Source organism: Pseudoalteromonas sp. JSTW (genome assembly GCF_013423925.1).
Lineage (GTDB): Bacteria > Pseudomonadota > Gammaproteobacteria > Enterobacterales > Alteromonadaceae > Pseudoalteromonas > Pseudoalteromonas lipolytica.
On record NZ_CP058972.1, the window covers coordinates 1743939 to 1770478 of the forward strand.

The 26540-nt window shown below is 40.9% G+C and carries 34 protein-coding genes; 5 read left to right on the forward strand and 29 right to left on the reverse strand.

Going from position 1 to position 26540, the window contains the following annotated elements; translation table 11 throughout:
• Nucleotides 1-48 precede the first annotated feature (48 nt).
• A complete protein-coding gene (locus tag GZH31_RS07970; RefSeq protein WP_180311556.1) occupies nucleotides 49-1041 on the reverse strand; it encodes an MDR family oxidoreductase in 993 nt (330 codons plus the stop codon).
• 69 nt (nucleotides 1042-1110) lie between these two features.
• Nucleotides 1111-1743 carry a TetR/AcrR family transcriptional regulator gene (locus GZH31_RS07975; protein ID WP_180311557.1) on the reverse strand — a complete coding sequence of 211 codons (633 nt, stop codon included), beginning with the start codon at nucleotides 1741-1743 and terminating at the stop codon, nucleotides 1111-1113.
• Between the two features lie 360 nt (nucleotides 1744-2103).
• On the opposite strand from GZH31_RS07975, the gene rmf reads away from it, so the two are divergent.
• A complete protein-coding gene (rmf, locus tag GZH31_RS07980) occupies nucleotides 2104-2274 on the forward strand; it encodes a ribosome modulation factor (RefSeq protein WP_036968408.1) in 171 nt (56 codons plus the stop codon).
• Nucleotides 2275-2340: 66 nt separating this feature from the next.
• On the opposite strand, the gene fabA is transcribed toward rmf, so the two are convergent.
• Nucleotides 2341-2856: a bifunctional 3-hydroxydecanoyl-ACP dehydratase/trans-2-decenoyl-ACP isomerase gene (fabA, locus tag GZH31_RS07985; protein ID WP_036968405.1), complete on the reverse strand. Its 516-nt coding sequence runs from the start codon at nucleotides 2854-2856 to the stop codon at nucleotides 2341-2343.
• Nucleotides 2857-3063: 207 nt separating this feature from the next.
• Here fabA and GZH31_RS07990 point away from each other — a divergent pair, with 207 nt between their 5' ends.
• The 3 genes from GZH31_RS07990 to GZH31_RS08000 are packed head-to-tail and all read left to right on the forward strand — an operon-like array spanning nucleotide 3064 to nucleotide 5175.
• Complete coding sequence (locus tag GZH31_RS07990; protein ID WP_180311558.1) at nucleotides 3064-3921, forward strand: 6-carboxytetrahydropterin synthase; 858 nt, start codon at nucleotides 3064-3066, stop codon at nucleotides 3919-3921.
• Nucleotides 3914-4732, forward strand: a complete 819-nt coding sequence (locus GZH31_RS07995) for a M23 family metallopeptidase (protein WP_180311559.1) — start codon at nucleotides 3914-3916, stop codon at nucleotides 4730-4732. The genes GZH31_RS07990 and GZH31_RS07995 overlap by 8 nt, the downstream gene beginning before the upstream one ends.
• A 5-nt stretch (nucleotides 4733-4737) precedes the next feature.
• On the forward strand, nucleotides 4738-5175 hold the full coding sequence (locus tag GZH31_RS08000; RefSeq protein WP_036968399.1) for an acyl-CoA thioesterase: 438 nt from the start codon (nucleotides 4738-4740) through the stop codon (nucleotides 5173-5175).
• 278 nt (nucleotides 5176-5453) lie between these two features.
• Here the strand turns inward: GZH31_RS08000 and GZH31_RS08005 are convergent, their stop codons facing one another.
• From GZH31_RS08005 to GZH31_RS08130, 26 genes are all read right to left on the reverse strand, one after another.
• Nucleotides 5454-6776, reverse strand: a complete 1323-nt coding sequence (locus tag GZH31_RS08005) for a Na+/H+ antiporter family protein (protein ID WP_180311560.1) — start codon at nucleotides 6774-6776, stop codon at nucleotides 5454-5456.
• Nucleotides 6777-6784: 8 nt separating this feature from the next.
• On the reverse strand, nucleotides 6785-8740 hold the full coding sequence (locus tag GZH31_RS08010; protein WP_180311561.1) for a transglutaminaseTgpA domain-containing protein: 1956 nt from the start codon (nucleotides 8738-8740) through the stop codon (nucleotides 6785-6787).
• A gap of 2 nt (nucleotides 8741-8742) precedes the next feature.
• Nucleotides 8743-9555: a DUF58 domain-containing protein gene (locus GZH31_RS08015; protein WP_180311562.1), complete on the reverse strand. Its 813-nt coding sequence runs from the start codon at nucleotides 9553-9555 to the stop codon at nucleotides 8743-8745.
• 150 nt (nucleotides 9556-9705) lie between these two features.
• Nucleotides 9706-10599, reverse strand: a complete 894-nt coding sequence (locus GZH31_RS08020) for a MoxR family ATPase (RefSeq protein WP_180311563.1) — start codon at nucleotides 10597-10599, stop codon at nucleotides 9706-9708.
• Between the two features lie 22 nt (nucleotides 10600-10621).
• Entirely contained in the window at nucleotides 10622-11002 is a 381-nt protein-coding gene (locus GZH31_RS08025) for a response regulator (protein WP_036968390.1), read from the reverse strand.
• 530 nt (nucleotides 11003-11532) lie between these two features.
• A complete protein-coding gene (locus GZH31_RS08030; protein WP_180311564.1) occupies nucleotides 11533-12675 on the reverse strand; it encodes a phage minor head protein in 1143 nt (380 codons plus the stop codon).
• 1 nt (nucleotide 12676) lies between these two features.
• Nucleotides 12677-13219 carry a hypothetical protein gene (locus GZH31_RS08035; protein ID WP_180311565.1) on the reverse strand — a complete coding sequence of 181 codons (543 nt, stop codon included), beginning with the start codon at nucleotides 13217-13219 and terminating at the stop codon, nucleotides 12677-12679.
• Entirely contained in the window at nucleotides 13220-13660 is a 441-nt protein-coding gene (locus tag GZH31_RS08040; protein WP_180311566.1) for a hypothetical protein, read from the reverse strand.
• Between the two features lie 10 nt (nucleotides 13661-13670).
• Nucleotides 13671-14285 (reverse strand): DUF3164 family protein, encoded by a 615-nt coding sequence (locus GZH31_RS08045; protein WP_138617678.1) that lies wholly within the window; start codon nucleotides 14283-14285, stop codon nucleotides 13671-13673.
• A complete protein-coding gene (locus GZH31_RS08050) occupies nucleotides 14278-15783 on the reverse strand; it encodes a DUF935 family protein (protein ID WP_180311567.1) in 1506 nt (501 codons plus the stop codon). Before GZH31_RS08050 ends, GZH31_RS08045 begins: the two co-directional genes overlap by 8 nt.
• Nucleotides 15776-17515 (reverse strand): hypothetical protein, encoded by a 1740-nt coding sequence (locus GZH31_RS08055; protein ID WP_180311568.1) that lies wholly within the window; start codon nucleotides 17513-17515, stop codon nucleotides 15776-15778. The genes GZH31_RS08050 and GZH31_RS08055 overlap by 8 nt, the downstream gene beginning before the upstream one ends.
• On the reverse strand, nucleotides 17515-18021 hold the full coding sequence (locus tag GZH31_RS08060; protein ID WP_063530259.1) for a DUF1804 family protein: 507 nt from the start codon (nucleotides 18019-18021) through the stop codon (nucleotides 17515-17517). Before GZH31_RS08060 ends, GZH31_RS08055 begins: the two co-directional genes overlap by 1 nt.
• A complete protein-coding gene (locus tag GZH31_RS08065) occupies nucleotides 18021-18359 on the reverse strand; it encodes a hypothetical protein (protein WP_180311569.1) in 339 nt (112 codons plus the stop codon). Before GZH31_RS08065 ends, GZH31_RS08060 begins: the two co-directional genes overlap by 1 nt.
• Before the next feature lie 9 nt (nucleotides 18360-18368).
• Complete coding sequence (locus GZH31_RS08070; RefSeq protein WP_180311570.1) at nucleotides 18369-18812, reverse strand: hypothetical protein; 444 nt, start codon at nucleotides 18810-18812, stop codon at nucleotides 18369-18371.
• Between the two features lie 397 nt (nucleotides 18813-19209).
• The gene (locus GZH31_RS08075; protein WP_180311571.1) at nucleotides 19210-19428 is read right to left on the reverse strand and encodes a hypothetical protein; all 219 of its coding nucleotides are present in this window, start codon (nucleotides 19426-19428) and stop codon (nucleotides 19210-19212) included.
• Nucleotides 19425-19619 carry a hypothetical protein gene (locus GZH31_RS08080; protein ID WP_180311572.1) on the reverse strand — a complete coding sequence of 65 codons (195 nt, stop codon included), beginning with the start codon at nucleotides 19617-19619 and terminating at the stop codon, nucleotides 19425-19427. The genes GZH31_RS08075 and GZH31_RS08080 overlap by 4 nt, the downstream gene beginning before the upstream one ends.
• Nucleotides 19606-19857: a hypothetical protein gene (locus tag GZH31_RS08085; RefSeq protein ID WP_180311573.1), complete on the reverse strand. Its 252-nt coding sequence runs from the start codon at nucleotides 19855-19857 to the stop codon at nucleotides 19606-19608. The genes GZH31_RS08080 and GZH31_RS08085 overlap by 14 nt, the downstream gene beginning before the upstream one ends.
• Before the next feature lie 9 nt (nucleotides 19858-19866).
• A complete protein-coding gene (locus GZH31_RS08090; protein WP_063705226.1) occupies nucleotides 19867-20274 on the reverse strand; it encodes a Mor transcription activator family protein in 408 nt (135 codons plus the stop codon).
• Complete coding sequence (locus tag GZH31_RS08095; RefSeq protein WP_180311574.1) at nucleotides 20271-20468, reverse strand: hypothetical protein; 198 nt, start codon at nucleotides 20466-20468, stop codon at nucleotides 20271-20273. The genes GZH31_RS08090 and GZH31_RS08095 overlap by 4 nt, the downstream gene beginning before the upstream one ends.
• Entirely contained in the window at nucleotides 20469-20867 is a 399-nt protein-coding gene (locus GZH31_RS08100; protein WP_180311575.1) for a phage protein GemA/Gp16 family protein, read from the reverse strand.
• Complete coding sequence (locus GZH31_RS08105) at nucleotides 20864-21223, reverse strand: hypothetical protein (protein WP_063705220.1); 360 nt, start codon at nucleotides 21221-21223, stop codon at nucleotides 20864-20866. Before GZH31_RS08105 ends, GZH31_RS08100 begins: the two co-directional genes overlap by 4 nt.
• A gap of 36 nt (nucleotides 21224-21259) precedes the next feature.
• The gene (locus GZH31_RS08110; protein WP_180311576.1) at nucleotides 21260-22519 is read right to left on the reverse strand and encodes an AAA family ATPase; all 1260 of its coding nucleotides are present in this window, start codon (nucleotides 22517-22519) and stop codon (nucleotides 21260-21262) included.
• Nucleotides 22520-22523: 4 nt separating this feature from the next.
• Nucleotides 22524-24179, reverse strand: a complete 1656-nt coding sequence (locus GZH31_RS08115; protein WP_180311577.1) for a Mu transposase C-terminal domain-containing protein — start codon at nucleotides 24177-24179, stop codon at nucleotides 22524-22526.
• Complete coding sequence (locus GZH31_RS08120) at nucleotides 24179-25108, reverse strand: hypothetical protein (protein ID WP_180311578.1); 930 nt, start codon at nucleotides 25106-25108, stop codon at nucleotides 24179-24181. Before GZH31_RS08120 ends, GZH31_RS08115 begins: the two co-directional genes overlap by 1 nt.
• 21 nt (nucleotides 25109-25129) lie before the next feature.
• Entirely contained in the window at nucleotides 25130-25558 is a 429-nt protein-coding gene (locus GZH31_RS08125; RefSeq protein ID WP_180311579.1) for a hypothetical protein, read from the reverse strand.
• 41 nt (nucleotides 25559-25599) lie between these two features.
• Nucleotides 25600-25911, reverse strand: coding sequence for a helix-turn-helix transcriptional regulator (locus GZH31_RS08130; protein WP_063705210.1), 312 nt, complete (start codon nucleotides 25909-25911; stop codon nucleotides 25600-25602).
• Between the two features lie 145 nt (nucleotides 25912-26056).
• Between GZH31_RS08130 and GZH31_RS08135 the strand changes: the two genes are divergently transcribed.
• The gene (locus GZH31_RS08135) at nucleotides 26057-26539 is read left to right on the forward strand and encodes a hypothetical protein (RefSeq protein WP_063705208.1); all 483 of its coding nucleotides are present in this window, start codon (nucleotides 26057-26059) and stop codon (nucleotides 26537-26539) included.
• The last annotated feature ends 1 nt before the right edge of the window (nucleotide 26540 follow it).

A 26540-nucleotide genomic window follows, 5' to 3' on the forward strand; every position in this document is an offset into this window, starting at 1 on the left:
TTACCCTAGTTTTATACCTAACGAAGCAAGAAACTGTATTTTGAGTGGTTATTCTTTACAGTTAACCACAACACGGCCACGTATTTCGCCTTTTAATAACGCATCAGCATGGCTAATGGCGTCTGATAATGGAATTTCTCGCGAAATTGTATCTAGATACTCAGGCTCAACTAACTCGCTCAGACGTTGCCATGCTTCGATACGGTCAGCTTTAGGGCGCATAACACTGTCTATACCTATTAAGCTGATACCCCGAAGAATGAATGGCGCAACGGTTGCTGGGAAATCCATGCCTTGTGCTAAACCACAGGCTGTAACAACACCACCATAGTTAATTGATGCACAGACATTTGCCAGTGTATGACTACCTACCGAATCAATGGCTGCCGCAAATTGCTCTTTGGCAAGTGGTTTACCGGCAGTGGAGAACTCATCGCGTGATAAAACATGTTTTGCTCCGAGTTTTTGTAAGTGTTCGGCCTCGTTCATACGACCCGTTGTTGCTACAACGTCAAAACCGAGCTTATTGAGTAAGTAGATGGCAAAACTTCCCACTCCGCCATTTGCTCCAGTCACTAATACTTCGCCGCTTTGTGGGCTAATACCGTGCTTTTCTAGCGCAATAATACTCAGCATTGCGGTGTAGCCTGCGGTGCCAATTTGCATTGCTTGTTTAGGGGTTAAATTAGCGGGGAGGGGAATAAGCCAATCGCTCTTCATTGAGGCTTTTTCGCTAAGACCGCCTAAATACTTTTCGCCAACACCAAAGCCATTTAATAATACGGTGTCGCCCGGTTTAAATTCGTCAGAATCGGACTCGCTAACCGTGCCTGCAAGGTCAATACCTGGGATCATAGGAAATTGTCTTACCACTGGTCCTGCACCCGTTATCGCCAGAGCATCTTTATAATTGAGGGTGCTGTAGTCAACATCAATATTAACATTATGCTGGTGGATGCTCTCAACAGGAAAATCTGTGTAATTGGCGTGATAGCCTTGATCATCTTTATTTATAACTATCGATTTGGCTGATGTTGTCATGGTTGACTCCTTTTAGACCGATCGTCTTTTAATGGTTAAATTAAAACCGTTAATTGATTTATAACGGCTTTATAAGATTAAACGTAAAAATTGTGCTGTATAAAGGGTAAGGGGTTCGCTTGATTTATCAAGCTTTGAGCGCATAACGGCACCTTCCCAGCCAATCCAAAAAAATTCAGCAAGCATTTTGCAGTCTGTTGATTTTGCGATTTGTTTTTGTTCTTTCGCTTCAATTAAACACTGCTCAACTAATTGCTGCCAATGCGTATACGCTTGTTTAATGCGGGCTATCATTGCGTCATCAAGGTGGCTGAGCTCTTGGTTAAGATTGCCAATAAGGCACCCTCGTTTAAACGCATATTTTGCCATGCCTTGTTTGGCATCGTTAGCAAATAAAACAACGCGTTCAAGTGGACTAATGGCGCTATTAGTGAGATGGCGTTTAAGCTTTGCTTGAAAGTAACTGTCGTAAGCATCAATTAAGGCTAAACCAAAATCATTTTTACTTTTAAAGTAATGATAAAAAGAGCCTTTAGGCACTTGCGCCGACTTTAAAATTAAATCGATACCTGTGGCGCTAAAGCCTTTTTCAGTTAATACAGCTAACCCTGTATTAATTAGCAGTGCGCGGGTATCTGCATTTGTGCGCTCAATTTTTGGGGGCCTGCCACGACGGCTTGGCTGTATTATTTTTGTTTCCATAGCTCAATATTAGACCGATCGGTTTTTAACATGCAAGCAATTTGTTGTTTAAATTGTAATCATAATAAAAATGTCATAATTACAAATTAATGGGGAACTTTACTGAAATAGCCTGTGTCACAAATAATGGCTATGCAATTTATAGCTCGTTTTTACTGTATTTATAGGTGGTTTGAAATATAGAGGTATGACCACTTAAAGGTTTTAAATGTTAATTCAGTTGATCATCAGCACGTTACTCATTGTCAATTTATTTAATTGCTTTTGTCATTTGAATTTAACAGTTTTATTAACTATTCATTAAATGTAGATGTCAATTTCGCTACATATCTATAAATATAAAAGGTGAGGATATTACCTATGAAGAGACAGAAAAGAGATCGTTTAGAAAGAGCTCATTCTCAAGGTTATAAAGCAGGCTTGGCAGGCCGTTCCAAAGAACAATGCCCTTATCAACAAATTGATCCTAAATCAGAATGGTTAGGTGGATGGCGAGAAGCAATAGAAAACCGAAATATGTTCAAAACTTAAAATAGGCATCTTATTTACGCAAAAAAGCCCCAAAAGGGGCTTTTTTGTTTCTGCATTATGGGGTTATTAGAATGCAGTTGTATCTTGGAAAAGACCTACTTTAAGATCTTTTGCTTCATAGATTACACGACCGTCTACTTCTACAGTACCGTCAGCCATACCCATGAACAATTTACGCTTGATAACACGCTTCATATCTAAACGGTAAGTTACTTTTTTAGCCGTTGGTAAGATTTGACCAGTAAATTTAACTTCACCTACACCCAGTGCACGACCAAGACCAGGGCCACCTGACCAGCCAAGGAAAAAGCCAACTAATTGCCACATTGCATCTAAACCAAGACAACCCGGCATTACTGGATCACCTTTAAAGTGGCAGTCGAAAAACCAAAGATCAGGGTTGATATCAAGTTCAGCAACGATTTGACCTTTACCGTGTTCACCACCATCGGCAGTGATAGAAACGATGCGATCCATCATTAACATGTTATCGCTTGGAAGACGACAATTGCCTTCGCCAAACATTTCACCTTGACCACAAAGGACCAATTCTTCTTTTGTATAGCTGTTTTTAGGTTCCATAACTCTTTTTCATCGCTTAGAAATTGCCCCGTACTTTAGCGTACACTTGTACGCTAAACAACTCGGAGCAGTTAATTTTTTGCTATTTTTCGTTTGTTTTATGACCATTTAATTAAACTGTTGCTGTTAAAGGGAGATAAAACCGCGCATTGTGTATTAAAAATCATTATAATTGCTGTGATTCTTTAACCAGTCTAAAGGAAATTTATGATCCTTTTTGTAAACTCACTGACAGTGATTGATTTTTCTTACTTGTGTAATAAACGCGGCGCAGTTGGCGAGAGCTGGATTGTTGATTTAACCCTGCATGGCCAACTTAATGATGAGTCTATGGTGCTTGATTTTGGTTTAGTTAAAAAACAAATCAAAGGCATTATTGATGAATGTATTGATCACAAACTTGCCGTGCCTGCGAAACTAAACGGTTCACTCACTCAACACGATGAGCACAACGTATTAGATTGTCATTTTGGTGACAACCATCACTTAGCGATGAGCGCACCAAACCAAGCCTTTTGTTTAATTGATGCCGACGTGATTGATGAGCACTCAGTGACCGCGTTTTTAATTAAAACGATAATGCCGCAATTGCCTAGCAACATCGAAAAAATTGAAATTAATTTATACCCTGAGCGCAGCCAAAGTTTTTACTACCACTACAGCCATGGTCTTAAAAAGCATGATGGCAATTGTCAGCGCATTATTCATGGTCACCGTTCGCAAATTGGTATTAGCCTTGATGGCATGGCTATGCCGCGTTTGCAAAAAGAGTGGGCCGATAAATGGGAAGATATTTATTTAGCGACAGCTGAAGACGAAGTCAGCAAAGCAGAGTTAAAACATGTTACAGCAGAAGATAACGATGTGTGCTTTGCGTATACATCGCAGCAAGGCTACTTTGAAATGGCCATTGCTAAATCGCGTTGCGACATTTTACCGTGCGATACCACGGTTGAATGCATAGCTGACTATCTTAGCACGCAAGTTAAAAACGAATACCCAGAGTCTGAGGTGAAAATCACTGCGTACGAAGGGGTCGGCAAAGGATCAATTAGCTATGCGTAAAGGATTACTGCTAACCGCGTTGGCAAGTTTGTTGTCTATACATGTAAATGCGGTTGAACTAAAAGGACATTTAACTCAAGGTGGTTTAGTCACAGGCCAACTTGAAAACGTTAAAAGTGTGAGTTTTAACGGTGAAAACTTAAAATTGTCGCCTCAAGGTGAATTTGTATTTGGTTTTGGCCGTGACGCAGACACAGAGCACACATTAACGTGGGTTGATAATGACGGTGTCGAGCATGAGCAAGCCATTGTTATTACAAAGCGCGAATACAAGATTGACAAAATTACAGGCGTGGCAAAAAAGTATGTTTCGCCGCCCAAAGAGGTATCAGAGCGAATTTCTCGTGAAGCGGTTGCTGTACGAAAAGCGCGAGAAGTTAATTCTGACCTCCGTTATTTTTTAGATCCGGTTTATAAGCCAGCACAAGGCCGTATTTCGGGTGTGTATGGCAGCCAGCGTTACTTTAACGGTGAGCCACGTAGACCACACTTTGGTTTAGACATCGCAAATAAAACTGGCAGCCCTGTGTATGCGCCTGTCAGTGGTACCGTCGTTTTTGCTGAGCCTGATTTATATTACTCTGGTGGCACGCTGATTCTTGATCATGGCCATGGTGTGACTTCGACTTATATTCATTTAAGCAAATTAGATGTAAAAGTAGGGGATACCATTACCCGAGGCGATAAAATCGCTGAGATAGGTGCAACGGGCCGAGTAACAGGACCCCATTTAGACTGGCGTTTTAATTGGAAAAATGAACGCCTTGACCCTGCGCTAATGATGCAAGACACATTAGCTAATGAAAAGTAGAGACTATGACACAACAAATCGATCGTGACGCTATTATTGCCCAGCGTATTGCTGACTCAACAACGTCGGTAACAAAAACAGTATTTCCTGGCCGCACTAACCATCACAACACCTTATTTGGTGGTGACGCGTTAGCGTGGATGGATGAAGTTGCTTTTATTGCTGCAACTCGTTTTTGTCGTAAACCTTTAGTAACGATTTCGTCTGACCGTGTTGACTTTAAAGAAGCGATTCCTGCCGGTACATTTGCAGAACTTATCTCTAAAGTAGTCTATGTTGGTAATACCAGCCTAAAAGTAGACGTAGAGATATTTTTAGAGAGGATGCATAAAGACGATAAGCATCTTGCTATCTCGGGTAGCTTTACGTTTGTAGCGGTTGATGATAACCACAGACCAACACCGGTTGTGTGTGATAAAATGATCTACGGTTTCGACAGCTAACACACTCAAAGATAGCTAAAATAAATAAGTACCTGCGGGTACTTATTTAATTAACCAGAAAGAACACATCATACTATATATTGTAATATGTATTACTCAGCACTTATGAATCCTTTACCTTCAATTAAACAGGGGATAGCAGAAGATGTAATTTAAGAGAAAAGCAAAAAAGTGTTTAAAATTGCCCGTAGCAATATAATAAAAAGCCCCACATATGCAGGGCTAACGTCTTTTTAACTGGCTGAATAACTTTTGAAGTTGCAGTACAGTGTTTTAATTTAAAGTACCATTGCTGCTATCCAACCCGATATCAGTAGCGGAATATTAAAGTGAATAAATGTGGGTACCACTGAATCCCAAATATGATCATGTTGGCCGTCGGCGTTCAATCCAGAGGTTGGTCCTAAGGTAGAATCAGAAGCAGGGGAGCCCGCATCACCTAATGCCCCAGCAGTACCAACAAGTGCAGCCGTTGCCATAACAGAAAAGTTAAGTTCTAAGCACAGAGGTACAAAAAGGGTCGCTATAATTGGCACCGTAGAAAAAGAACTACCAATGCCCATGGTGATCAATAGGCCAACTAATAAAATGAGTGCAGCGGCAAGCGGTTTGTTTCCTTCTATCATACCAACAGCAGAGCTTACTAATGAGGTAACGTCGCCAGTTGCTTTCATAACGGAAGCAAAGCCTTGTGCCGAAATCATAATAAAGCCAATCATTGCCATCATGGCTACACCTTTACTAAAAACGTCGCTATTCTGCTCCCACTTAACAATACCAAACAGACTAAATATCATAACTCCAACAAGGCCACCTAGAATCATAGAGCCACTCACATTTTGAGCAAGCAACGAGCAAAGTACGGCAGCAATACCAACAGCCAATACCTTTTTTGGTTGTTCGATAACAACGTCTTGCTGTTTTTCTGTTAGGGCGTGAGCCTCATAATGACGTCGCTTTTTGTAGCTAACAAATACCGCGATAATTAACCCAACTAACATGCCAAGCGCAGGAATTATCATAGCGATAGGGACTTGTGTATTCACAAGTTCTAAACCGTTTTCAGTGAGGTTTTTATGTAAAATTGAATATAAATAGATTCCACCAAACCCATACGGAAGAACCATATAAGAGGTTGCAAGACCAAAAGTTAAAATACAGGCAATGGCACGTCTATCTAATCGCAGCGTGTTAAATACAATAAGTAACGGGGGAATTAATATAGGAATAAACGCGATGTGTACCGGGACTAAGTTCTGCGACGAAATTGCACACAATAATATGATGCTTAAAATTAAGTAGCTTAGGGTTGTTTCGCCTTTGTGGCTGTTATCATTCACTTGCTTGAGCAATTTGGCTGCTAAAATACGTGTTAACCCTGACTTAGAAATAGCCACAGCAAATGCACCTAGCATTGCGTAACTTAGTGCTATTTCAGCGCCGCCCGATAACCCTTCGTTAAATGCATTAAGCGTATCTGACAAGCCAAGCCCAGCCGTTAAACCGGCAACAATGGCACTTAGTGTCATCGCGACAATGACATTAATACGGCAAAGTGTTAGTACCAGCATTAATATAACGCCAACAATTACTGCATTCATATTGTTCTCTATTTTGCTGTTTTGAGCGAGTTTAACAGAACTCGAGCAGTGGTTTTACGTTTTTGAGTAAATGCGAGCTGTTGATAGCGCACTTCGATGATTATCTGTTCAAATTTAGCCAATACGCTGGATAAATGGGGCTTTTGTTTTTTTATATTTGCAATGTTTTGCAAAGGAGTAAGAGTGACATCGGTTTCAATACCCTGTTTATTCGCCCAACGGTAAAGCTGTTCTATTTCGTTAATAAGTGGCTCATTAGAGAGAGGCGTGCGCTTTGAATAGAAAAAGTAACCTAGAAAAATAAAGGCTAGCGTAACCAAAACTACAAGTGGCGTTATCCAGTTCGCTTTATTTCCAAATAATGATTTTAAAAAGTTTTGTTGTGATTGCTGATCAAATGTCAGCACCCAATTCGTCCATTTATAATCTAACTCTTCAAGGTGATTTCTAAGCCAATTTATTGCTTTAAAGTGACTCCAGCGTTTTAGGCCAAATCCTAAATTTTCATTAAAGCTTTCATTTAATTCGCTTAATTGTGATAACGAGCCATTTAACCGCTCTGGAGCAACAACCGCGGTTGCATCAAACACATGCCACGCATTATTAAAATGTACTTCTACCCAGGCATGGGCATCATATTGATAAACGTTGAGTGTTGAACCTTGCTTTTGTTCGCCGCCTAAATAACCTGAAACTACACGCGCAGGAATTTTGGCAACCCTGAACATAAAGGCTGCTGTACTTGCGTAATGTCCACAAAAGCCACGTTTATTATCAAATACAAACTGGTCAATTGTATTCTCGCCAGTCATTGCTGTTGGTGTGAGTGTGTAGCTAAATGCTTGTTCATTAAAATAGCGCAATAAAGCATTAAAATAGGCTTCTTCGTTGGTATTTTTTTCAGCGAGAGATAATGACAGTGTGCGCGTTTTAGGGTTCACGTTGCCAGGAAGTCGCGTATAGAGTCTTTTTTCAAAGTCAGACAGAACAACATTATTTAATGAGCCGCTTTTAACGGTGTATTTTATATTCTTATTTAAATTGCCTTTGCGTTTTAGCAAACCATTATAGGTGGAGACTACAGCCGTATTATCACTTGTTGCATACCCCAAACCATATAACCAATTAGCCGATGAAGGCTCTGCAATAACTTGATATTGAACGTAGTTTTGAGGGGCAACTGGCTTGCGAGTAAGGTTAAACTGTTGAGATCTTAAAATGTCCGATATTGACCATTCGTTACCATTAAACTCATCATGAATAAGGCTTCGCCAATAATAGGGGGGCTGCAGAGCTGTATTATTAGGCTCTTCAACTCTAAAAACTAGCTCGTCTGATTCTGCCAATTTGGCAATAGAAAACGGGTTTACCTGTTCAGACAAACCTGTTTTAGCAAGCTTTGGTCCCGGTAATTGCCAAAAAGCAGGAAGTCTTGGTAAAAATAAAATTAGAAATGCAGCAATAGGTAAAGCGAACAAAATGGTCTTAACACTCTGTTTATTTGCCGTTTTAAAGCTATTAGGGCTGTCTAAATAGCCAAGGACTGCAAAATTAACGATATATAAGCTGCTTACCAGCAATGTTTCGAGTAAACCTTGATGAAAGAGATACAGGGTCGATAAGTTAAAAAACACGAGTAAACACACGGTTTGATATTGCTTGGTTGTTCGCGCTTGCAATAGTTTAAATGTACTTGCAAGTAGCATCATTGAAACAAATAACTTAACTGTGTCAGACACACCGACAACAACAAATAAAGCGATTAGACAAGCCGCAGCTAAAATATTAGCCACCTTACCATTGAGCTTTTTATAGAACTTTCCAATAAATAAATTAAGGCAGCTTAAAGAAATTAAAATGGCGAGAAAAAGAGCAGGGACCTCAGTAAACAAAAATCCACTCATAATGATGAATATGAATGAAAGTGCCGAATTTATTAAGCCTGCATTATGCATCTTCAGCATATTTAAAACTCCGCCAGCGCTTGAAGGCACGATTTTTGATGTTTTAAACCGCAACCCGAAGCAACCTCACTATTTGGCAACGTTAAAGAAAATGTAACGTGCTGTTCAGTGAGCTTATTGACTAAATAACATAGTTGACTGAGCCTAGTTTCAGTATTGCCGTTTAAGTTATTAAAGTTAAGTGCCATTTTGGCAGACGAATGACTCGTAAACTCCTTGCTGAGTAACTGCTGAGTTTTTGCGTAGTGTTTCCAAGATACTTTATTAAGTGCTGTACCTGGGATAAAAGGAGACAGTTGGTGAAAATCATCCGATCCCGGCTTTTGTTGACTTTCATGCTCTTCGCTATCGCCTAATTCCAGTGTGTCAAAAACTAAACTAGGGTCATCGATTGGCTCTGGGTATATATAAATTGCATCACTGGGCTGAATATAACTCCATACCGACACAAGCCCAAAAGGAAAAGAGCTATAAATTTGGACTTTTTCGAAGCGATAACGCCCACGTTTGTCTAAGTTTAACGAAATATGCGTATTTACTACTTCGTTATTACCTACATCAATGAGCTGTGATTTTGTATTTTTATATCCAAGCGCAACACCTTGACACGCGCTCTTAGCTTTTATAGAAAAATGAGCGCTTGGTTGATTGGGTGCATAGCATGGCATTACGTGATTAAACTTTACAATGAGACCACGTAGATTTTTATAACCCGTTAAAATGGCGAATACTAATAAAACAACCATAAGGTACGCCATCGCTAAAATAAGGTTGTTTTGATAATTAATACCCATCACAAAATTTAACAGTGCCACAAATAAAAATTTAGCCCCTAAGCGCGATGGCAAAACGTAAATTGTATTATGACGAAGTGTAATCTCGTTTGTTTTATGCTTGTTTTTTAATAACTTATTTATAAAAAAGTGCGTAAAACGAGTTACAAAAGTAGGGCGCTTAAGCATCTTTTACAAACTAACAGGAACATGTTTTAGTGCATAAGCACTGTCATCTTTATTCAACCCAAGACGATGGTCGGTCACACTTGCAAACACCGCTTGAACGTCTTCAGGTAAAACAAAATTACGTCCTTCAATGTAGGCCCATGCTTTAGCTGCACGAGAAAGCGCAATAGATGCTCTTGGCGATAAAGGATTAACAAAGTGCTTGTCTTGGCGAGTAAATGCAACTAACTCTAAAATATAATCAACAACGGCATTGCTGAGTGTGACCTGAGTAATTTCTGTTTGAATAATAGAGAGTTGCTCAGTTGTTATACGCACGGGTAAATCGTCGTAGTTACGATTATTTAAACCCAAAATTAAGTTTTTTTCAGCCTGTTTATCAGGAAACCCTAAACTAATTCGCATAAAAAAGCGGTCTAACTGTGACTCAGGTAAAGGATATGTACCAGACTGATTTACTGGGTTTTGTGTAGCAATCACAAAAAAAGGCGATGGCAGGGCGTGTTTAACAGAGTCGACCGTGACTTGCTTTTCTTCCATTGCTTCTAACAGAGCGCTTTGTGTTTTAGGACCCGCGCGATTTATTTCATCTGCAAGCACAACTTGGCTAAAAACAGGCCCTTGATGAAATGAAAAAGTGTGTGCTTTGGCATCAAATATATTTGTTCCTAATATATCTGACGGAAGTAAGTCACTGGTAAATTGAATGCGTTGATACGATAAACCTAAAACCGCCGCAAGTGCATGCGATAAAGTGGTTTTACCCATACCTGGTAAGTCTTCAATTAACAAATGACCTTGGCTGAATAAACAGGCTAATGCCAACTTAATTTGTTGTTGTTTACCAAATATTACTGTCGATAGGTCATCTATAACGCGTTCAATAGTCGAATTCATAAACTTCTTAATTTGTTATGGTTTACATCAATTCTAGACGTTTCATAACAGTATCGACTTTTTTTGCGTTAAATGGTTTAGCAATAAAACCTTTCGCGCCAAGTTCCCACGTGTTTTGTACATTTTCGAGACTGTTGTGGCCAGAGCACATAACAACATGTGTGTGTGGGTAGTTGTCGTTTAAGTATTCTAAAATCTCTGTGCCGTCTGTGTTGGGGAGCTCTATATCGAGAAAGATGACGTTAGGCGATTTTTCTTCAATAACTGTTTTAGCTGATTCAAAATCTCGGCTTTCTAAAATATCTTCAAAGCCAAGGCCTGTTAATATCTGATTGAGATAGTCTCTGATATCTTGCATATCATCAATTATCAAAATGGGTTCTAACGGTTTCACAAATTCCATATTGTTTACATCTTATCGTTACATCTTAGTTTGATAGTTTTAATATATGCCATGCAATACCTAAGCTCAAGAAACAGTCGATAATTAAATGGATTATATAGCAAAACAACCACCTAATGTCCGATACCGTCTAGTATTGGACTTAGTATCACTGAAGACAGCGCTCAGATAGATACAAACCATTACTTCCTATAATTTATATTATGTTAAATTCTGTATTTTCCGTCATATTGTCGGTGTTTCCCTTCTGTAAGGGGTTGTTCATTTCTAGAATTATGGAGGTATGGAGATTTTCGCCCTCGTGTTTTGGAAACGCCCGTAAATACTGACCTTTGCCAATCCCAAGCCGAAAATTCATGATTTTTGAATTACGCTTGTTTTTAGACTCTAACCGTTCAAACTGACTCATTACCCGATCATTCCTGCTCATTTTACGTTTAGAATTAGATCATTCCTGATCGTTTAACTTTTCTTTAAACACACTTTAAACGCCTTTTAAACGCTCTTTAAATATTCTCAGCGAGCAATCTTTAAATCTTTTCTGCTGCTACAACTGTATTAAAGTTTGGTCCCAGTTCGATTGTGATCATAAAGCCCTGGTACGTCATTCTAATTTTGTTATCTATATAAGTGTATGCATTTGGTTTTTGTATTGCGCTCATTAACTGGTGTACTTGTTCAACTGACAGTTGGCCGATTAAGAGCTTTTCAATTTGCGAGCTGCTAATCGTAACAGCGCTACTATATATAGGTGCATTTTTACGTGACAACTCGTTTAAGAAAAATGCAGGCAAGTGCCCTAACGTAAATTCTTGGCCATCGACTACCGGCTTTTTAAGTGCAATCTGAGCTGCTTTTAAATTTACCTGCTTTTTATAATATTGCTGTGACTTCAAAACAGCTTCATTAAATTGCGGTACCGCTAGTTGTTGAAGTTCTTTCGATAACTTCACTACTGACTTACCAGCTGCTATGTCAGAACCTAACCACGCTTTACCTGGATTATAGTCCCAACCTAGATCTATGCCAGGTAACTTATCTAGTTCTTCACCTGTTGATGCATCGACGACCTTGAATGACTGCATAAACTTATTAACAGACTCTGGTTTTGTGATCGATAAGCCCATACGTGCAATATCACGTTTGTTCAGTGAAACCACCTTACAACGGCAGTTATAGCCATTTGGCGGATAATGCGTGTCCCAAAACGGATGGTCTACAGGCAGTAATATATAGTTCCATTTATTGTGATCAGGCCTAACTCGGCTATCACCAGCAGTGAGATAAAGTAAATAAGGTCTACGTTCTTTTAATCGGTTCTGTTGTTCCCAGCGCCCTGCTGCTCGCGCTGTATTTTTGTTGTTCTGGTAAATTACTTGAGTGCGCCAGCCACGCTTGCCTTTATAAGACCAACCATGATCATCAACAATTTTATCAAAGCGTTTTCTAAAGTCCGATATAGTCTCGCCATCACTAATTGCTTTATCTACTGCTGTATATAGCTCATTCAGGATTTCGATTTCTGTTGCACCTGCAACGGTGAATGCTTTGGCATGAATTAAGCCCTGTAAGTCTTTATATGACTCACTTGTCAGCTTAATTTTGTCTTGAAAGTGTGAAATGGCTTCCTTGAATTTAACAAGGTCGCCATATTGTGGAGCTGATAGAGCCATTTTAATGCTCTTTTAATGACTGTTGAATGTCTTGAATCTCATTTCGACGCGAGTTATCACGGCTATTACCAAAGAAAAAATTCAATATTGACGCGATAACAGTGCCTAAAACAAAGCCTAAAATAGTATCTGCAAAGCGTGTAGAGCTCTCAGGAATAGGCATAAACGTAATAAAACCTATATAAAGAGCCGTCGTAATTGACCAAAACCACGCATAATAATAGATGAATCGTTTAGAAAACTTATCATCTTGGTTTAGTGCTTGGATCTGCATATTGCGGGCACTCTGGGTGTTTTTAAACGCAAGTTCGTCAAGTTCTTTCTCTCGATTGAGCAATGTGGTCCTTAACTCATGCGCAAATTTTTCAGAGTCTTTAATACGGTTTAACGCTTCTTCTGGTGAACCTGAACCCGTTAAGGTTTGGGCCATATCAACGACTTTTGAAGCAACTGCTTCACCATTTGTGCCCCCTATCCAGTTACCTATTTTTTTATCTAGGCCAGTTAGCTTAGCAAGGCCAAGTGCAATTGTAATTGGTTCCATTTAAGCCTCCATTGACTCGTAAGGTACGCCACCAATAAGCATTAATTCGATACCTTTGATCCGTTTGAATTGGCGAACTAATGATTTAGCTGTCGTAAAATAACAATCAAGAAATTCCTTTTTCTCATTTAAGTTGGGGTAGCGTTTTTTAGCTTCGCGTTTCCCAAAGATTTTAATAATCTGTTTGATATCTGCCTGTTTATAAATTGAGATATAGCGCTTTCGCCATACTTGTTCTAAACAGTCAGGACGCGTTTCTTCTTTTGTGTGCCATTCACCTTTTATATAGCCATCAATATAAACAGCTAATACAGTGGTAGACTCTGATTTTCTAACACGCTGTATCGATATTTCATGATCGCCCAATTTAAATAAAGCACTACCAAAAATCCCTGAAAGTTCACTTTCAACCTTGTCCCATTGCTCTTTAGAAATAGACATAAGCGCCCCGCTACAGCTTTGCTATATCAAGTGAAATAGCTTGTTCAATGCCTTTCTCGTCCTGCTTGTAAAAGCGGATAAAACGGCATGAATCGATAACACCTACAGACTCTGCAATGATATTCATCGCCTTTTGCCATTTACCGCTTTCATCAGTGATTTCAAGCTTGCGTAACGCAAGGATACGTTGCGGGTTTAATGATCCTTGCTTATCGGTATTAAAGGTTTTACTGACAATGGCTCGTATGTTTTGATTGCCGCCTTCGGTCCATTCATCTAGGCACTCATCAATCAGCTGTTTAGCAAGGGATAGCTCTGGGCCAAGCTCGATACGTTCTTGTGTTTGAATGTTCACGCGCAAAGTGTTATCGAATGAACGTAACTGCGTATTGCCTTTCTTACCACCTAAACTAACACCATGTTCTTGCGCTAAAAGCTCTATAAAGTCGTCAGCTTCAGCCATCAATGAACGTTTGAACTCAGCTAATTTTTCCTGCATTTCGAGTGCTTTCGCACAGGCTTTTTGTACAAACTCATCTTTGATCAAATCCGTCTGTTTAACGTTAGCAATTGCAACTAAATTGCCTTTACCGTCTTTTAAGTAACCTTCAGGAATATTATTCATCGTCTATCTCCACAGTTTTAGAATTAGCCTCGCTCATACCCGCCATAAACTCATACTGCAGAGCTTGCTCAGCCACTTGTGCTAAAGCAGACTCAGAGATAGTTGGGAATTGTGAGGTTATTTTTTGCTTAAGTTCGTCCAGGTCTTTTGATGCCTGGGCAAAATGCCAAATCTTTTCAATGGTGTCGTTTGAAGCGTAATCGAACACATCAAACTCATCGCTAATTTCAGTACTAGCAGAATCAGACTTCGCAAATTCAGTGCTTTTAGTAGCTGAGGCTATGCCTTGGCCGTCATCAGGTACTTCTAGAATGTCTTCACCTGGTTTAGGTTTTGGAATGCCTAATTCTTTGTACACGTAGTCAGTGCTTACAGGTACCAATCGAGCAGACTCGCGAACGCGGCTTACCGTATCGGTATTAATTTCGCGCTTATCTTTAAAGATGAATTGCGGCGGCTCGCCACCCTCAAAATTGACAGTGTGAAGGGTATTGATGATCTGATTGCGATAAGAAGCAACAAGCGCTCTATCTGCGCGTTGATTATCGCCAGCGCGTTTTGCATGCGTTTCACTTGCAGCACGTGCGCCGCCGTTCTTTTGCTCTGTGGCCAATGTTTGGCTGGTGAGCGCCTTACTCATTTCAGCATTACAGAAATTAATTAAACGCTCAGGAATTGGTTCACCGGATAACTTACTTTCAAGTACTTCAATACTGGTATCATCAGGTATTGCGGCTATTCCGTCTTGTACTAACTTAGCAAGTCCATTTAAAAGGCTGTCTATATCAGCATCCTTTGCACCAATAGGGTATTTCCCTACAGGGAACGGCACACCAAAGCGTTCACAGAATTGAACAAAGAACTTAAAGCCACCGTGCTTAAACATCCACGGCCAAAAGCAGCTGCTTAGCAGTGCAATACCATACGGGTTTGTTGCACTAGGCATATGACGAACGCACGACCAACGACGCGGATCTACTTCTTCGCCTTGCGGGTTTTCTCTTGTTTTAACAAGCAGCTCGTGATCACTATTAAATGCAAAGCGGCTATTACGCCATGTTTCAACGTATTCAGGCTGCCACGTACCATCACGTTTAATAAACTTGCCCAAATGCGTCACACTGAAACCATGTAAAATAGCACTGTAGTTGTGCCAATCCATATCGGCCCACTCTGTATGCTTGCACGGTTTACGCTTAAAAAACTGTTTTGCTAACTCGTAGCTTTTCATACTGGCCGCATCGGTTCCGCCAGGAACTAACTCAGTATTAAAGCTATATAAACCGCTACGTAATGAGCGCAATTCACCAATAATGTGCGCGTCACGGGCTATTTCTTCATAAATAGCTGTGTTTTTACCTGCTTTACGTAAAATCGGGTCAGGGTTTGGGAGCTCTGTGATCAACGATGAAAAGCCAGGGTCCAATTGGTTTTGGTCAAACATACGAACAAGGGCACCATAAGCCCGTGAATTAATGCGTGGCTTAGACTTAAACATGATAGCCCCCTATTTGTTTGGTTACTTTGCGGCTTCGGACTCTAGGCATCCCGCCTGCGCCAGTGCTTGATATCATCCATAAAATGGCTAAGGCACAACTCAAGTCGTAGTGATGTGTTGTTTGTTTTTCTGGCCAGTTTTCGAGTTCGTCGAGCAATAAACGGCAGCGTGAATGAAAGGCTATTTGTGCAGGTGTATTGGTCACATAGGTTTCGAGTGAGCCGATACGCTCTTCAGCTGGTAATGTGGCCGTAACACCACGTAAAGGGAGTGCAATGCCCTGCTCTAATCCTTTGGTGATAAACTGGCTTCGCATAAAGTCAAAGGCGTTGTTATTCTCAAAGCCCCACACTAAGCAGTTATATTCTTTTTGAGCGCGTATTATGTCGTTAAGTAAACGGCTGGTACCGCGCACTTTTCGGCTTTCGTATTCAACGTGCAGCTTTTGTAGGTCTTTTGAATAAAAGCCAACAAGTATCGCGCTTGGGTCGGACTTTTCTGTTTTACCCATACTTGGATCACATGCACCGTATGGTACCCAATCGTGTAAACGGTCAACCCAAAAATCAAACTGATAAAAAATCGCTTCTTCATCGCTTTTAGCAATACCTTGCATCTCGCGGTTAAACTCGCGCTTGTTCGCAGCCCACATACACATTAAATCGTAGAGTGTACGTACACTTGGCCAACTGGTTTTAGCGCCCTTAAGCATTGCGCGTTTGTTCTTGATCCAAAACTTAAACGAAGGCTTATCTTCTGTTGCAACAGCAATACCTTTAGCCGCTTCGCGCTTTTCAAAGCGTTTATCATCATGAACCATGAGGTCGCGACATTGCTCCCATAAGTCCATGCGCTCAGGCATTTGTTTAATTGCTTTAAAGCGGTGAACAATGTGCCCAGGAGCTTCTTCTGCACGGCTTATAGGGTCATCGTTATTAAGAACGGTGTTCACACCTAAGAATTTTACGGTACCATCGGGTGGGCCTAAGAACTGCACTGAAGCTTCAAGGAATCGCCAGCGGTTTTCACGCTCTGTGGGTGATTTGGCTTCAGCATCGGTAATGATATCGTCAGAAAGTAACAGCTTAGGTCGGCTTGCACCGTGGAACGCACCACGTACAGCCTGCTCAGCACCACGGCTCTCAAATCGCACACCTTGGGCCGTTACAAACTCGCCTAACTTCCATACTGGCGATTTTTCGCATATTTCAGGAAAGTCTAAGGCTAAGTTGTTATTGTTCAACAACTCGGTTTTAACGACTTCAAGGGTCTTGGTTGGCATTTTGGTTTCAGCACCAAACAAGATCACAAAATCAATAAACAGTGGTGGCTTTTCTAACCCAAGTTCTTGGCGTACTTCTGCGTCTTGCAGCAGCGCCAATACTGAAACATACACAGGGGCGATTTTTACGCTGAGTGTACTTTTACCTTCGCCACGTGGAGCAACAAACCAGTTTTTCCAGCCGTTTTTAAGTTTTAATGCTTCTGGTAGCCAACTATTAAAATAAGCCTGGAACTCAGATGGTTTCTGTCCATCATCTAGCCACATATGGTGCGGGAAATAGGTATATACAAAAAACTCAAAATCACCGCTTAAAACACGTTTACGACGTTCTAAAATCGCTTCAGGACTTGGATCAATATGACGTTCTTTAGCTTCAATATCACGGCGTAATGCACTGGTTACTTGCTCTATCTCTGCTAAAAACTCACGTGTGTTTAAATCGGCCATTAGTCGCTTAACTCCTTATCGAGCTGAGGACCAAATGCAGTAAGAATTTCGACTAATTGCGGTGCATAGTCAGGGTGATGTTTTGAAACAAATTTAGCTAAAATCTTGATAACTTCAGCAGCGACAGTGCGTTTTTCTAGGCGCTTATTGCCGCCAGATACTTTCATTACTTTGCTCATCATATCAGTGAGTGAGCTAAGTACTTTAGTGCGCTGCTCTAATGGGAGTGCTAAACCCTCTTCAGATTTTAAAAGCTCAAAGGTTTCGTTTACTTGAATGGTAAACTCTTCGATAAAGTCGGTTGTAAACTCACCTGCTGCACCCTCACTACGACGGCTTGCAGCACGAGCAAGATCCCAATCATCGCCCTGGTCTTTCGCTTCCATCTTCCAGCGTCGGGCTGTGCCATCTGCAACACTATGCTTTACTGCTGCGACGCTTAATGCCAGCAGTTCGTTTACATAGCTGTGTCGTAAAGCGTTTTTCTTTTCTGCTGGGTGTGCCATTAGTTAAACATCCCACTTTTAACAGCGTAAGCAATTAAAGAAACAGCTAAACCAGCAGTGCCGCCCATTGCAGCCACTTTTACACGTTGGTTTGTGAGCTTTTCTTCTACTTTTGATAATCGTTCTGCATGGGTCTTAAGCGCATCAGCTTGGCGCTGTTCGCTTTCTTTAATATCGACCTTTAAGCCGTCTGTTATCTGTTTTTGACGGGCTTCACTCTTTTCTATGCTGTGGTGAATATCAGCCTTAAGACTTCTAAGATCATCCAAAATGGCTGATTGGCTTCCTTGAATTTCACCTATTGCTTGAAATAGCTGGTTCTCTTGTTCTGGTGTCATAGGGTGTCCTTACGGGTAAAAAACTTTAATGCCGATCCACGTAGGTGTGCGAACGTCGAAATGGAACCAACCCACATCGCCCTCGATGGCTGTGATGTAAGGAAATTCTTCAGGGTGAGCTAATACGTAATCACGTACCTGCTGAGCGGTGTAGTTTTCAAAAGTACAATCAAAGCCTTTACCTAGTTTGTGTTGGCTGCGCTTTGCGCCAATTGGGCAGTCTAACGGTCTATAGCCGCGTAAGTGGTTAGCGCCACCCCAATACCAGTTATTTACAGTGCAAGGGCCAAACTTATCACGCAGCTTTTGCAGCATGCGTAAGGCTCTTTCATCAAAGAGATTGATAAGAAAAAGGGGAACGTCTTTAAATAAATTAAAGATTTCTTCAGGCACTATTTCCTGAAATAAGAAACTAGGTGCAGTTGGGACTTTAACTCTTATTTTGGCCGCCATGTTGAGTCCTCAGATTAGTTAATCGTTGTTTAATTAGGACGTAACAGGCAGGCAAACGAGTTTTCCGCGTTGGCTTTTGGTTAGCTGGGTTTAATAGCTCTTTTACGCGTGTGCGTAGTGCTGGCAAATCTTTTAACGGGCAACGGCGTGATATAGCGATTTGCTCGTTTTTAGACTTGGCCGACACAATAAGCTGAGCTAATAACTCAATAAATGGCGCATGCACTGTTTTTGTCATGCGATAAGTAAATCAATTTAGAGGGGGGCATTCCGCTGTAAAGTTGTTTTCAGCGTTGTATTTTGCGGGTGTCTTATTAGGTTAAAATGAAAAGGCTTGCCATTACAATAGGGGCAAGCCAATTAATTTAAATTAGGTTTAAACATGGTTTAAATACAATTAGAGTTGTTTGATACTGGCGTCCCAGTCACTGTAATCCGTATCGATAAAATCACTAGGTGAGCGGGTTACTTTAAGTTGTACTTGAATCTCTTCTTTACCACTTACTAATACCCCTAATGAAACCTCATTGTCTGCATAGTCACCTGCGAACATATCGCTTAAAAGCTCTTCAATGTTATCAACCGCTTTTTCTGCTATTTCTCTTGCTCCACTCATTTCTTACCCTTAATTTCTCTAAACGCTTCGTGATATTCGGCCATTAACCCTGTTGTTGTTAGGCCAAATAACTTGCGTTGGTTTATGTAGCGGTTTAATAGGTTTAAACCAAATTCAAGTTGCCACTGCTTTGGCTTTTTTCCTCCACTGAGTTGCAAAGCAGTGAGCAACACAAAGTTATTGTTTTGCATGACCAAGCGAAGGCGGTACTTGAGCGCGTACTTCGTTCTGTGTCGCTATCTTGAAAAAACCAGCACCACAATGCCAACAGGTAGACAATGTGTCCCATATAACACCTTTTGGTGGTTGTAAGGTTCTAAGCTCCTTACTGCAGCACTGGCATTTAAATGTTATAACAGGGGTACCACGAGCCGATGCCTCGCTAAAATACTGCTCAGCTTCATTTTTCAAATCAGAAATAGATTCCATGATGATCCCCTATAAACTTAAATTTAACTGTGTTTCGCCTACACGTTCTTGTTGATACGTGCTGTAAATACTGCTTACTTGCTGGCGCGTGATCTTAAAACGTTTTACCAGCTGCTGAATGCTGCAGGTTTTATTATCAAGCGCGTAGCAAATCTCTTGGTTGCGAATTTGCTGAAGTACTTTATGCAGCATTGGCATCTGGTAATGCTTGTTTTCGTATTCATCAACCAGGGCTTGTACTAACTCAATACCAAAAATCTTAACGGCCTCATGGTTAGCTGTTGGCTTACGCGGTATATAAAACATTTGGCCCTGGTGTTCAGTAAGTAGCGCGATTGTTTTATCGACACCTAGAATTTCAACAAGCTTGCGCAAGCCATAAGGCAATGCGCGTAAATCTAACTCAGGTTTGTTCATGACTGTTCATCCCATAAGTATTCAAGGCCGTATTCTCGATCGATTGCGCGCTGTTGATGGTACGCTTCAACATCACGGCGAATACGGCACTTACGTTTGTCTTCAGCTTTAACTGGGCGCTTACTATCCATCTCGCTATAAGGCTGTTTACGCGGGTTGATAGTGAAGTTCTGATAGTCTCGGTAATTAGCCATTTAAGCCCCCTGCTTTGCTTTGTGGCGTGCTAACCATTGTTTAAGTACTTCAATGATGTGTGGCCATTGCTGGGCGCTTTGATACAGCTTTTTACCTTGTAAGTGGTTTTCACAAAACGATTCACACGCGCTTTTAGAGTCAACGTTAACTGCACCGGCTCTGTGTAATTGCCCCCACAGGCTATAAATCATTTTAAGCTGTGGTGGTAATTGCTTTTTGCCTGCGTTTGGGTTCATTGCGCGGTAACGAGCAAGCAGCTGCTGTTGTTCGAGCTTTGTTAAACCAGTGCATGTGTTAGTGCGTTGGTTAGAAATATACGCAACATTAAGTTGGTGGGTATCTTGATCGATACCCGCATCCTTTTGCGCAATTTTGATTTGTTGGATCAAATTACTCACGCGCTTTCCTCCAACATTTGAATTTCAAAGTGAGGTGATGCCTCTAACGAGATAATCTTAATTCCCCAGTCTTTCATGCCTTCAGTAAAAATAAGCGGGAACTCGCGGCAAATTGTGTTAAAGCGGCGCGCGGTATGCGCTGGGCCATTCACCTCATGAACATGGTGAATGCTAAAAAGCTTATCTGCAGCCAGTGTGGCAAAGGCCGCTTTAATGTTGCCGTTGCATTTGTCGATTAGCTCACCTTGTGGGTCTTTCTTAGCTAAAAGAGCAAGCATTACTGCATTAGTCACTAAAGAGCTAAACGCAAGCTCAGCTGAATAACGCGGTGTGTTTAATTTGATTGAAAATGCCATGATTTAATCCTTCTTTAAATGGTGTTTAACTAACGTTTAAACTGCTGGTTTGTTTAGTACTGAACTGAAAATGCCATTGATAAGTAACTTATCGATCGCAACATCTGGTTTTTTGGCGGCATGGTTTAAAACATGCGGTAATAGGTTTTCAACTAACTCTCGGGCATTGCCTTCAACACGCTTGTGAAGCCATTGCCACCAAGCTGCATCGTCACTTGCAAGCTTTATTGTTCCTTCGGTTAGCTCAATGAACAGGGTTTGAATATCTTCAACCGTTACTTGCCCGATTGGTTTTGGCCAAAAGCACACACGGCTTGCAATGAGTTCGTAGCGCTCTTGTGTTTGAAGTTTGTCGACTAATTGAATATTGCCTACCAGCGTTACACCAACAATGGCTTGGTCACTGATCGTACGTAACGGGTCAAGCGCATTAGGTTTGCACTTATCGGCTTCGTCTAAGATGATCAGACGGTCTGTATCACGCAGCGCCATAATAATCTTTTGCATGTTTTTGTAGGCGCTTGGGCAACGTGACAAGCCTAATGCCAGGATTAATTGATCAAGCACTTGTGTACTGCTGGTTTGTTCACTGCCGGCTATTAAAATGGCTTCTTTGTTATTGCGGCAATACTCGCTAATACCTTTTGTTTTACCTAAACCAGCTTGGCCAGCAAACACACTAAAGCGGCGGCGTTGCCTTGCTTGGTCGCAAGCCATCGCAATAAGCTTAGATGTACTAGTAGGAATAAACGGCACTTTGCCGTAAACAATACTGACCTGCTTACGTTCTTCAGGTTCTGCTACTTGTTTATCAGCTGATTGCTTTGGTTGCTCAAGTTCTGCAGGTTGTAAAATGCCCCAAATGTTGTGCAAATGTTTGCTTGGGTTTGCGTTATATTTGCCGTTAATCAGTTGGCTAATAGTTGCAGCACTTTTACCCATGCTGGCTGCAATACTCGCACTGGTAATGTTTTGGTCGCGGATTTCGGGCGATTGCAAGCGTAAACAAATGCGTGTGCATAAATCACGGTCAGCCTTTGAGTACGACTTGTTAAAGCCATTACGTTTCTGAATTTCATTGATGCTGGCATCGTTAAAAAGCTCTTGCCACAGTTCATCTATAATCTTTTGCGGGTTGATGGTGCATGTAAAAGCCAGTGTTTCTTTAATTGACTGCAGTGCATAACCACAGGTTAATTTTTCAGGTGTTAAACCTAACGTCGACATTTCTTGGTTGATCAGCTCAACACGAAGTGTTTGCTCGTCTGAATAGGTAAAAGGGGTTTTATATGTCATTGGTTTATTCCTTTTCATCACTTGTAACTGGGCTCAAAAGCTCTTCTAAACTAATCGGTTGCTCTTGCTTGATTGGTGCAGCGCTATAGTCAAAAATGTTCACTGGAACTTGTTTTTCTTCTATTGCTTTAATTGGCTCTGCATATTGCTCAACTGCAGCAAAATCAATAATTCGACCCGTTGTTTCTTGAGCACGGACTTCTTGAATTTTCTTTTGTAATCGGTTTTCACGGCCTGCTAAACGTTTGCCAACTGCTTCTTCAACGCGTGATGTTGGTATCGCATGCGACTTAGCTTTAAGGTTGGCGTACATTAAGAACTCACCGTTTAACTTATAAAGCTTGGTGTAGGTGTCGTCTTGCATGTCGTATGCAGCTATAAGCTGCTGGCCATTAAACTGATGTAGGAAGTCACCTGAATAATCGCGCTTATGTAAGCGGAAGCGACCGCGACGAATGTTTACTAATTCACGTGGTAGTACTACAAAATCAGATTCAAGTGGTGGTACACGTTCTAAGCCTTCGTCCCACACTTGCTGGCGTGTTTTACCCTTGATTTCTGGGTGTTCGCTGTTGTGGTAATCATTTAAAAAGGCTTTAAACTCAGCAATCCATTCATCTACAGTGGGTAGTTCACGTTTGCCTTGCTTTGCTTCTTTAAGCACTAATCGTTTATGGCGATCATCGTGATGGCGGCCACAGTAAGTACTAAAACGTTTACCAACGCGGTCTTCCATGTGTAAGAAAAAGCGTTCTATCCACTTAGCTCGTGCATTGCCTGGTATTGCAAAAATTACGTCGATTTCAAACTGCGCATAAAAGCCAGTTGTTTCATCGTTCATTAATTTGTTTTTGTAACCAGAGCCGTTATCTAAATAAAACATGGCGGGTACGTGGTTTAAGTCACGCATAGAACGGCTGATTGCTGTTAATGTATCTACTGCGTTCTCAGCAAAGCCCAGTTCCCAGCCAACAATGCAGCGGCTACCCACATCTTGAAACGCAGTAAGCTCTGCGCGGTATGGTTTACCTGTTTTAGGGTGTGCTAAGTAAACATCAAGCGTATGGCCATCACCGTTATATAAAACACCAGGCTTAATGTTTTCTGTTGAACGCAATAAATGATCTTTATGCTTTTCACGGTACAACTTAGCACCCATACGATACGGGCTTTGTGGGCCTAGTTCATGCGGTAAGCCATTAATAAAACGGCGTACTTGATGGTGCTCTGCTTTATAACCTTCTTTGTTTAGTTGATCGGCCACTTGCGCAAAGCTAGGGCTATTTGGGCTGTGGTAAAGCTCTAAACAACGTGCAAGCCAGCTGTATTGTGTTTGTGCTTTGCCTTTGTGGTTGGGTAATAGTCCTGGTAAACCTTGCTCTTTATATGCATTAAACCAGTTATACACAGTAGCGCGCGCTGGTAACTTCCCAAGTGCCTGTACGGCGTTTTGTACTAATGTAGGGGCAATGCCTTGGCGTACTTGCTCGGTTAGCGTATTAAACGCATCCGACAAGCCACTGTGCTGTTGTTTTAATAAATACACCACAATAGCAGCACGCGTTTGTGCGGTATTACGGGCTTTATTACTAGCACTATTCCACGGTGAGTCGACCTGTTGCACGGGTAAATTTTTAAATTTGATCACGGCTGGGTGCATTATTTGTCTCCTTTGCGGGTGTGGTAACGGTCGCTATATTGCGCCATCATGAACTCTCGGTTGGCTTGGGCGTCTTGCCATTCGTCTTCGCTAAAGGCGGGCAATGTTTCGGGGCCTGCAAAATGCTCGTCGCCAAATTCTGCCACCACACTCTTAAGCACCTTGGTAATGCGAAGGTTTACGCCTAGCCATAAGTGGTAAACAGTTTGTGCAGCTCCGATACGTGCATCTAGGTCAAGGTCGCGCTGCTGAATTAGCGCTTCAATTTCGCTTATGTTTTGCTCTAGTGATTCATTAACAATGCTTGAGTGGGCAAATGCCTCTTTGCGCACTTGGGCGCACAAGGTTGGTATGCCATACATTTGCTTTGGCGCTTTATGTAAGCGCTCATTTTCAAGTGCGTTAATAAGCGTGGCATTTTGTTCTTCAATGTCTGTTTGTTTTTCTTTGAGTTTTTTAATCTCTTTTCTAAACTCACGTACAGATAACTCGTTAAGCGTTTCTAGGTCGTCTTCGTCTAGCGCTTCAACGGTTTCAACAGGTAAACGCGCCATTTCAATCAGCTTGCTTTTGTTCATGTTTAAAACGGCGGACGTCCGCCGTTTTGACTCCGGCAGAGATAGAAACATTTTGGCAACAGTCATTGACTCTCTAACTGTTCTTGGGGCTAATGAATAGTCACGCAACTTGTTTTCAAATTCGCCATGCTGTGAATTTACTTTAAGTGACATGTAAACTAAGCCCCGCTTTGCGGTATCAATTAGTGCTTGCTCTTCCATACGAACAACCAATTGCCAAGCTTCTTCAATTGATTGAGGCATTACAAAATTAATCTGGCCAGCCATAGTTTCAATTTTGGATGTTAACTGTTGTTGTTCTTCAGCACTGAAAACCTGAATTTCAGACGGTTCTTGGTCTTTGATAGTCATAGTTTTACCTAGAAATTTGGGTTATTGATTACTGCTAGAGGGCAATAAAGTTTTTTGAATTTCGCGTTGCTGTTCAGAAAATTTTTCAATCTCCATTTGAAGTTCAGCATGCTTTTCTAAAAGTTGTGATCGCTGGTCTACGGCTTTGAATAATAGAGGTTCAAGTAATACGTTTAGAGGTTCTATGCTTTTGATGGCCCATAACAATGCTGGTAACTGATGCGCTGGTAGATACTTTTCAGTACCTGGAGCAAGGTATTTATTCAAAAGAGTTTCATTAATTACAACATCATCAACTTTTAAAGCTTGATTCATGCGGTTAACTATCCCTTGCCTTGTGAGACCACATGTTCTGGCAGCTGCGTTCACAGCATATAGAAACTGATGGTATACATCACAATTAGGTGCATCATCTTGGTTGAATATCGGCGTTAAATCAGTAATTTTCATGGTAATTTTTCCCTGTAGATTTATTGGATTAATTCAACCAATTAGTTGTAAGTTGGTGCAGGAATCGGTTTTTTATTTCTAATTGCATTAATAACTTGCTGTTTTCTTGATGCGCGGTCTTTTCTACCTCTAGGCTGGTGCCCTACGTAAGTGTCGCCAAAGACTTCTTCAAGAGTTAGCTCTAAAGCTGAACAAATAGCCTCTGCTACAGGCTGAGATTTGTTTAATCGCTTTGCAATTGAGTAAACGTGAGAGCGAGAAACTTTTAATGCCTCTGCAATATCGGTGAGAAGAATATCTTTTTCATGCAATTTATTGCGTATATCTTCAAATACTAAACCGTTAGATTTCATGCTAAGTTATCCTATGTAAAGTTAGTTGCATACATCTGTAATGTTTTGTTCGTTTTTTAATTTGTATCATTACATATGTATTGTCAAGTGACCCATAACATTATTTTTGTATTTTTTAACATTACATTTGTATTGACAAGTAATTATGACTACTGATACTTTAAAAAAAGTTGATATAGAGCTAGCTGCACAAAAGCTAAAAAAAGAATTTGGTGTTGGTAGTGAAAGAGCACTTTCACTTGCTATGGGGTTGTCTCAGTCTGCATTTTTAAATGCAATGAATAGGGGCACATTACCATATGAGGGAATTGTTAAAGCCTGTGTTGATAGAGGCATTTCACTTGATCACATATTTGGATTAAAGCACACGAGCAGTAAATCTAATCTTCAACTGAATGAACCAAAACCTGAAAGTTCTTACCATCTTGTCAAAGAAGAAGTTATTCATATTGATAATTTGGTGGAATCAATAATGGATGAGGTTGTTACAAAAAATGATCTTCCAGTTGAAAGGTTACTTGCAGTACGCAAGTCGCTAAGGCCAATACTTGTTGATGCAGCTCTTGAGTATGAATGTGATCGAGCTATTGTTACAGCTATTGCGAGGAGTAGTCTCAAACTGGTTTAAT

What these genes read in the sequence shown, in the direction of transcription:
- GZH31_RS07970 (WP_180311556.1), bottom strand. Translation starts at nt 1,041, where the DNA reads ATGACAACATCAGCCAAATCGATAGTTATAAATAAAGATGATCAAGGC.
- GZH31_RS07975 (WP_180311557.1), bottom strand. Translation starts at nt 1,743, where the DNA reads ATGGAAACAAAAATAATACAGCCAAGCCGTCGTGGCAGGCCCCCAAAA.
- rmf (WP_036968408.1), top strand. Translation starts at nt 2,104, where the DNA reads ATGAAGAGACAGAAAAGAGATCGTTTAGAAAGAGCTCATTCTCAAGGT.
- fabA (WP_036968405.1), bottom strand. Translation starts at nt 2,856, where the DNA reads ATGGAACCTAAAAACAGCTATACAAAAGAAGAATTGGTCCTTTGTGGT.
- GZH31_RS07990 (WP_180311558.1), top strand. Translation starts at nt 3,064, where the DNA reads ATGATCCTTTTTGTAAACTCACTGACAGTGATTGATTTTTCTTACTTG.
- GZH31_RS07995 (WP_180311559.1), top strand. Translation starts at nt 3,914, where the DNA reads ATGCGTAAAGGATTACTGCTAACCGCGTTGGCAAGTTTGTTGTCTATA.
- GZH31_RS08000 (WP_036968399.1), top strand. Translation starts at nt 4,738, where the DNA reads ATGACACAACAAATCGATCGTGACGCTATTATTGCCCAGCGTATTGCT.
- GZH31_RS08005 (WP_180311560.1), bottom strand. Translation starts at nt 6,776, where the DNA reads ATGAATGCAGTAATTGTTGGCGTTATATTAATGCTGGTACTAACACTT.
- GZH31_RS08010 (WP_180311561.1), bottom strand. Translation starts at nt 8,740, where the DNA reads ATGCTGAAGATGCATAATGCAGGCTTAATAAATTCGGCACTTTCATTC.
- GZH31_RS08020 (WP_180311563.1), bottom strand. Translation starts at nt 10,599, where the DNA reads ATGAATTCGACTATTGAACGCGTTATAGATGACCTATCGACAGTAATA.
- GZH31_RS08025 (WP_036968390.1), bottom strand. Translation starts at nt 11,002, where the DNA reads ATGGAATTTGTGAAACCGTTAGAACCCATTTTGATAATTGATGATATG.
- GZH31_RS08030 (WP_180311564.1), bottom strand. Translation starts at nt 12,675, where the DNA reads ATGGCTCTATCAGCTCCACAATATGGCGACCTTGTTAAATTCAAGGAA.
- GZH31_RS08035 (WP_180311565.1), bottom strand. Translation starts at nt 13,219, where the DNA reads ATGGAACCAATTACAATTGCACTTGGCCTTGCTAAGCTAACTGGCCTA.
- GZH31_RS08040 (WP_180311566.1), bottom strand. Translation starts at nt 13,660, where the DNA reads ATGTCTATTTCTAAAGAGCAATGGGACAAGGTTGAAAGTGAACTTTCA.
- GZH31_RS08045 (WP_138617678.1), bottom strand. Translation starts at nt 14,285, where the DNA reads ATGAATAATATTCCTGAAGGTTACTTAAAAGACGGTAAAGGCAATTTA.
- GZH31_RS08050 (WP_180311567.1), bottom strand. Translation starts at nt 15,783, where the DNA reads ATGTTTAAGTCTAAGCCACGCATTAATTCACGGGCTTATGGTGCCCTT.
- GZH31_RS08055 (WP_180311568.1), bottom strand. Translation starts at nt 17,515, where the DNA reads ATGGCCGATTTAAACACACGTGAGTTTTTAGCAGAGATAGAGCAAGTA.
- GZH31_RS08060 (WP_063530259.1), bottom strand. Translation starts at nt 18,021, where the DNA reads ATGGCACACCCAGCAGAAAAGAAAAACGCTTTACGACACAGCTATGTA.
- GZH31_RS08065 (WP_180311569.1), bottom strand. Translation starts at nt 18,359, where the DNA reads ATGACACCAGAACAAGAGAACCAGCTATTTCAAGCAATAGGTGAAATT.
- GZH31_RS08070 (WP_180311570.1), bottom strand. Translation starts at nt 18,812, where the DNA reads ATGGCGGCCAAAATAAGAGTTAAAGTCCCAACTGCACCTAGTTTCTTA.
- GZH31_RS08075 (WP_180311571.1), bottom strand. Translation starts at nt 19,428, where the DNA reads ATGAGTGGAGCAAGAGAAATAGCAGAAAAAGCGGTTGATAACATTGAA.
- GZH31_RS08080 (WP_180311572.1), bottom strand. Translation starts at nt 19,619, where the DNA reads ATGCAAAACAATAACTTTGTGTTGCTCACTGCTTTGCAACTCAGTGGA.
- GZH31_RS08085 (WP_180311573.1), bottom strand. Translation starts at nt 19,857, where the DNA reads ATGGAATCTATTTCTGATTTGAAAAATGAAGCTGAGCAGTATTTTAGC.
- GZH31_RS08090 (WP_063705226.1), bottom strand. Translation starts at nt 20,274, where the DNA reads ATGAACAAACCTGAGTTAGATTTACGCGCATTGCCTTATGGCTTGCGC.
- GZH31_RS08095 (WP_180311574.1), bottom strand. Translation starts at nt 20,468, where the DNA reads ATGGCTAATTACCGAGACTATCAGAACTTCACTATCAACCCGCGTAAA.
- GZH31_RS08105 (WP_063705220.1), bottom strand. Translation starts at nt 21,223, where the DNA reads ATGGCATTTTCAATCAAATTAAACACACCGCGTTATTCAGCTGAGCTT.
- GZH31_RS08110 (WP_180311576.1), bottom strand. Translation starts at nt 22,519, where the DNA reads ATGACATATAAAACCCCTTTTACCTATTCAGACGAGCAAACACTTCGT.
- GZH31_RS08115 (WP_180311577.1), bottom strand. Translation starts at nt 24,179, where the DNA reads ATGCACCCAGCCGTGATCAAATTTAAAAATTTACCCGTGCAACAGGTC.
- GZH31_RS08120 (WP_180311578.1), bottom strand. Translation starts at nt 25,108, where the DNA reads ATGACTATCAAAGACCAAGAACCGTCTGAAATTCAGGTTTTCAGTGCT.
- GZH31_RS08125 (WP_180311579.1), bottom strand. Translation starts at nt 25,558, where the DNA reads ATGAAAATTACTGATTTAACGCCGATATTCAACCAAGATGATGCACCT.
- GZH31_RS08130 (WP_063705210.1), bottom strand. Translation starts at nt 25,911, where the DNA reads ATGAAATCTAACGGTTTAGTATTTGAAGATATACGCAATAAATTGCAT.
- GZH31_RS08135 (WP_063705208.1), top strand. Translation starts at nt 26,057, where the DNA reads ATGACTACTGATACTTTAAAAAAAGTTGATATAGAGCTAGCTGCACAA.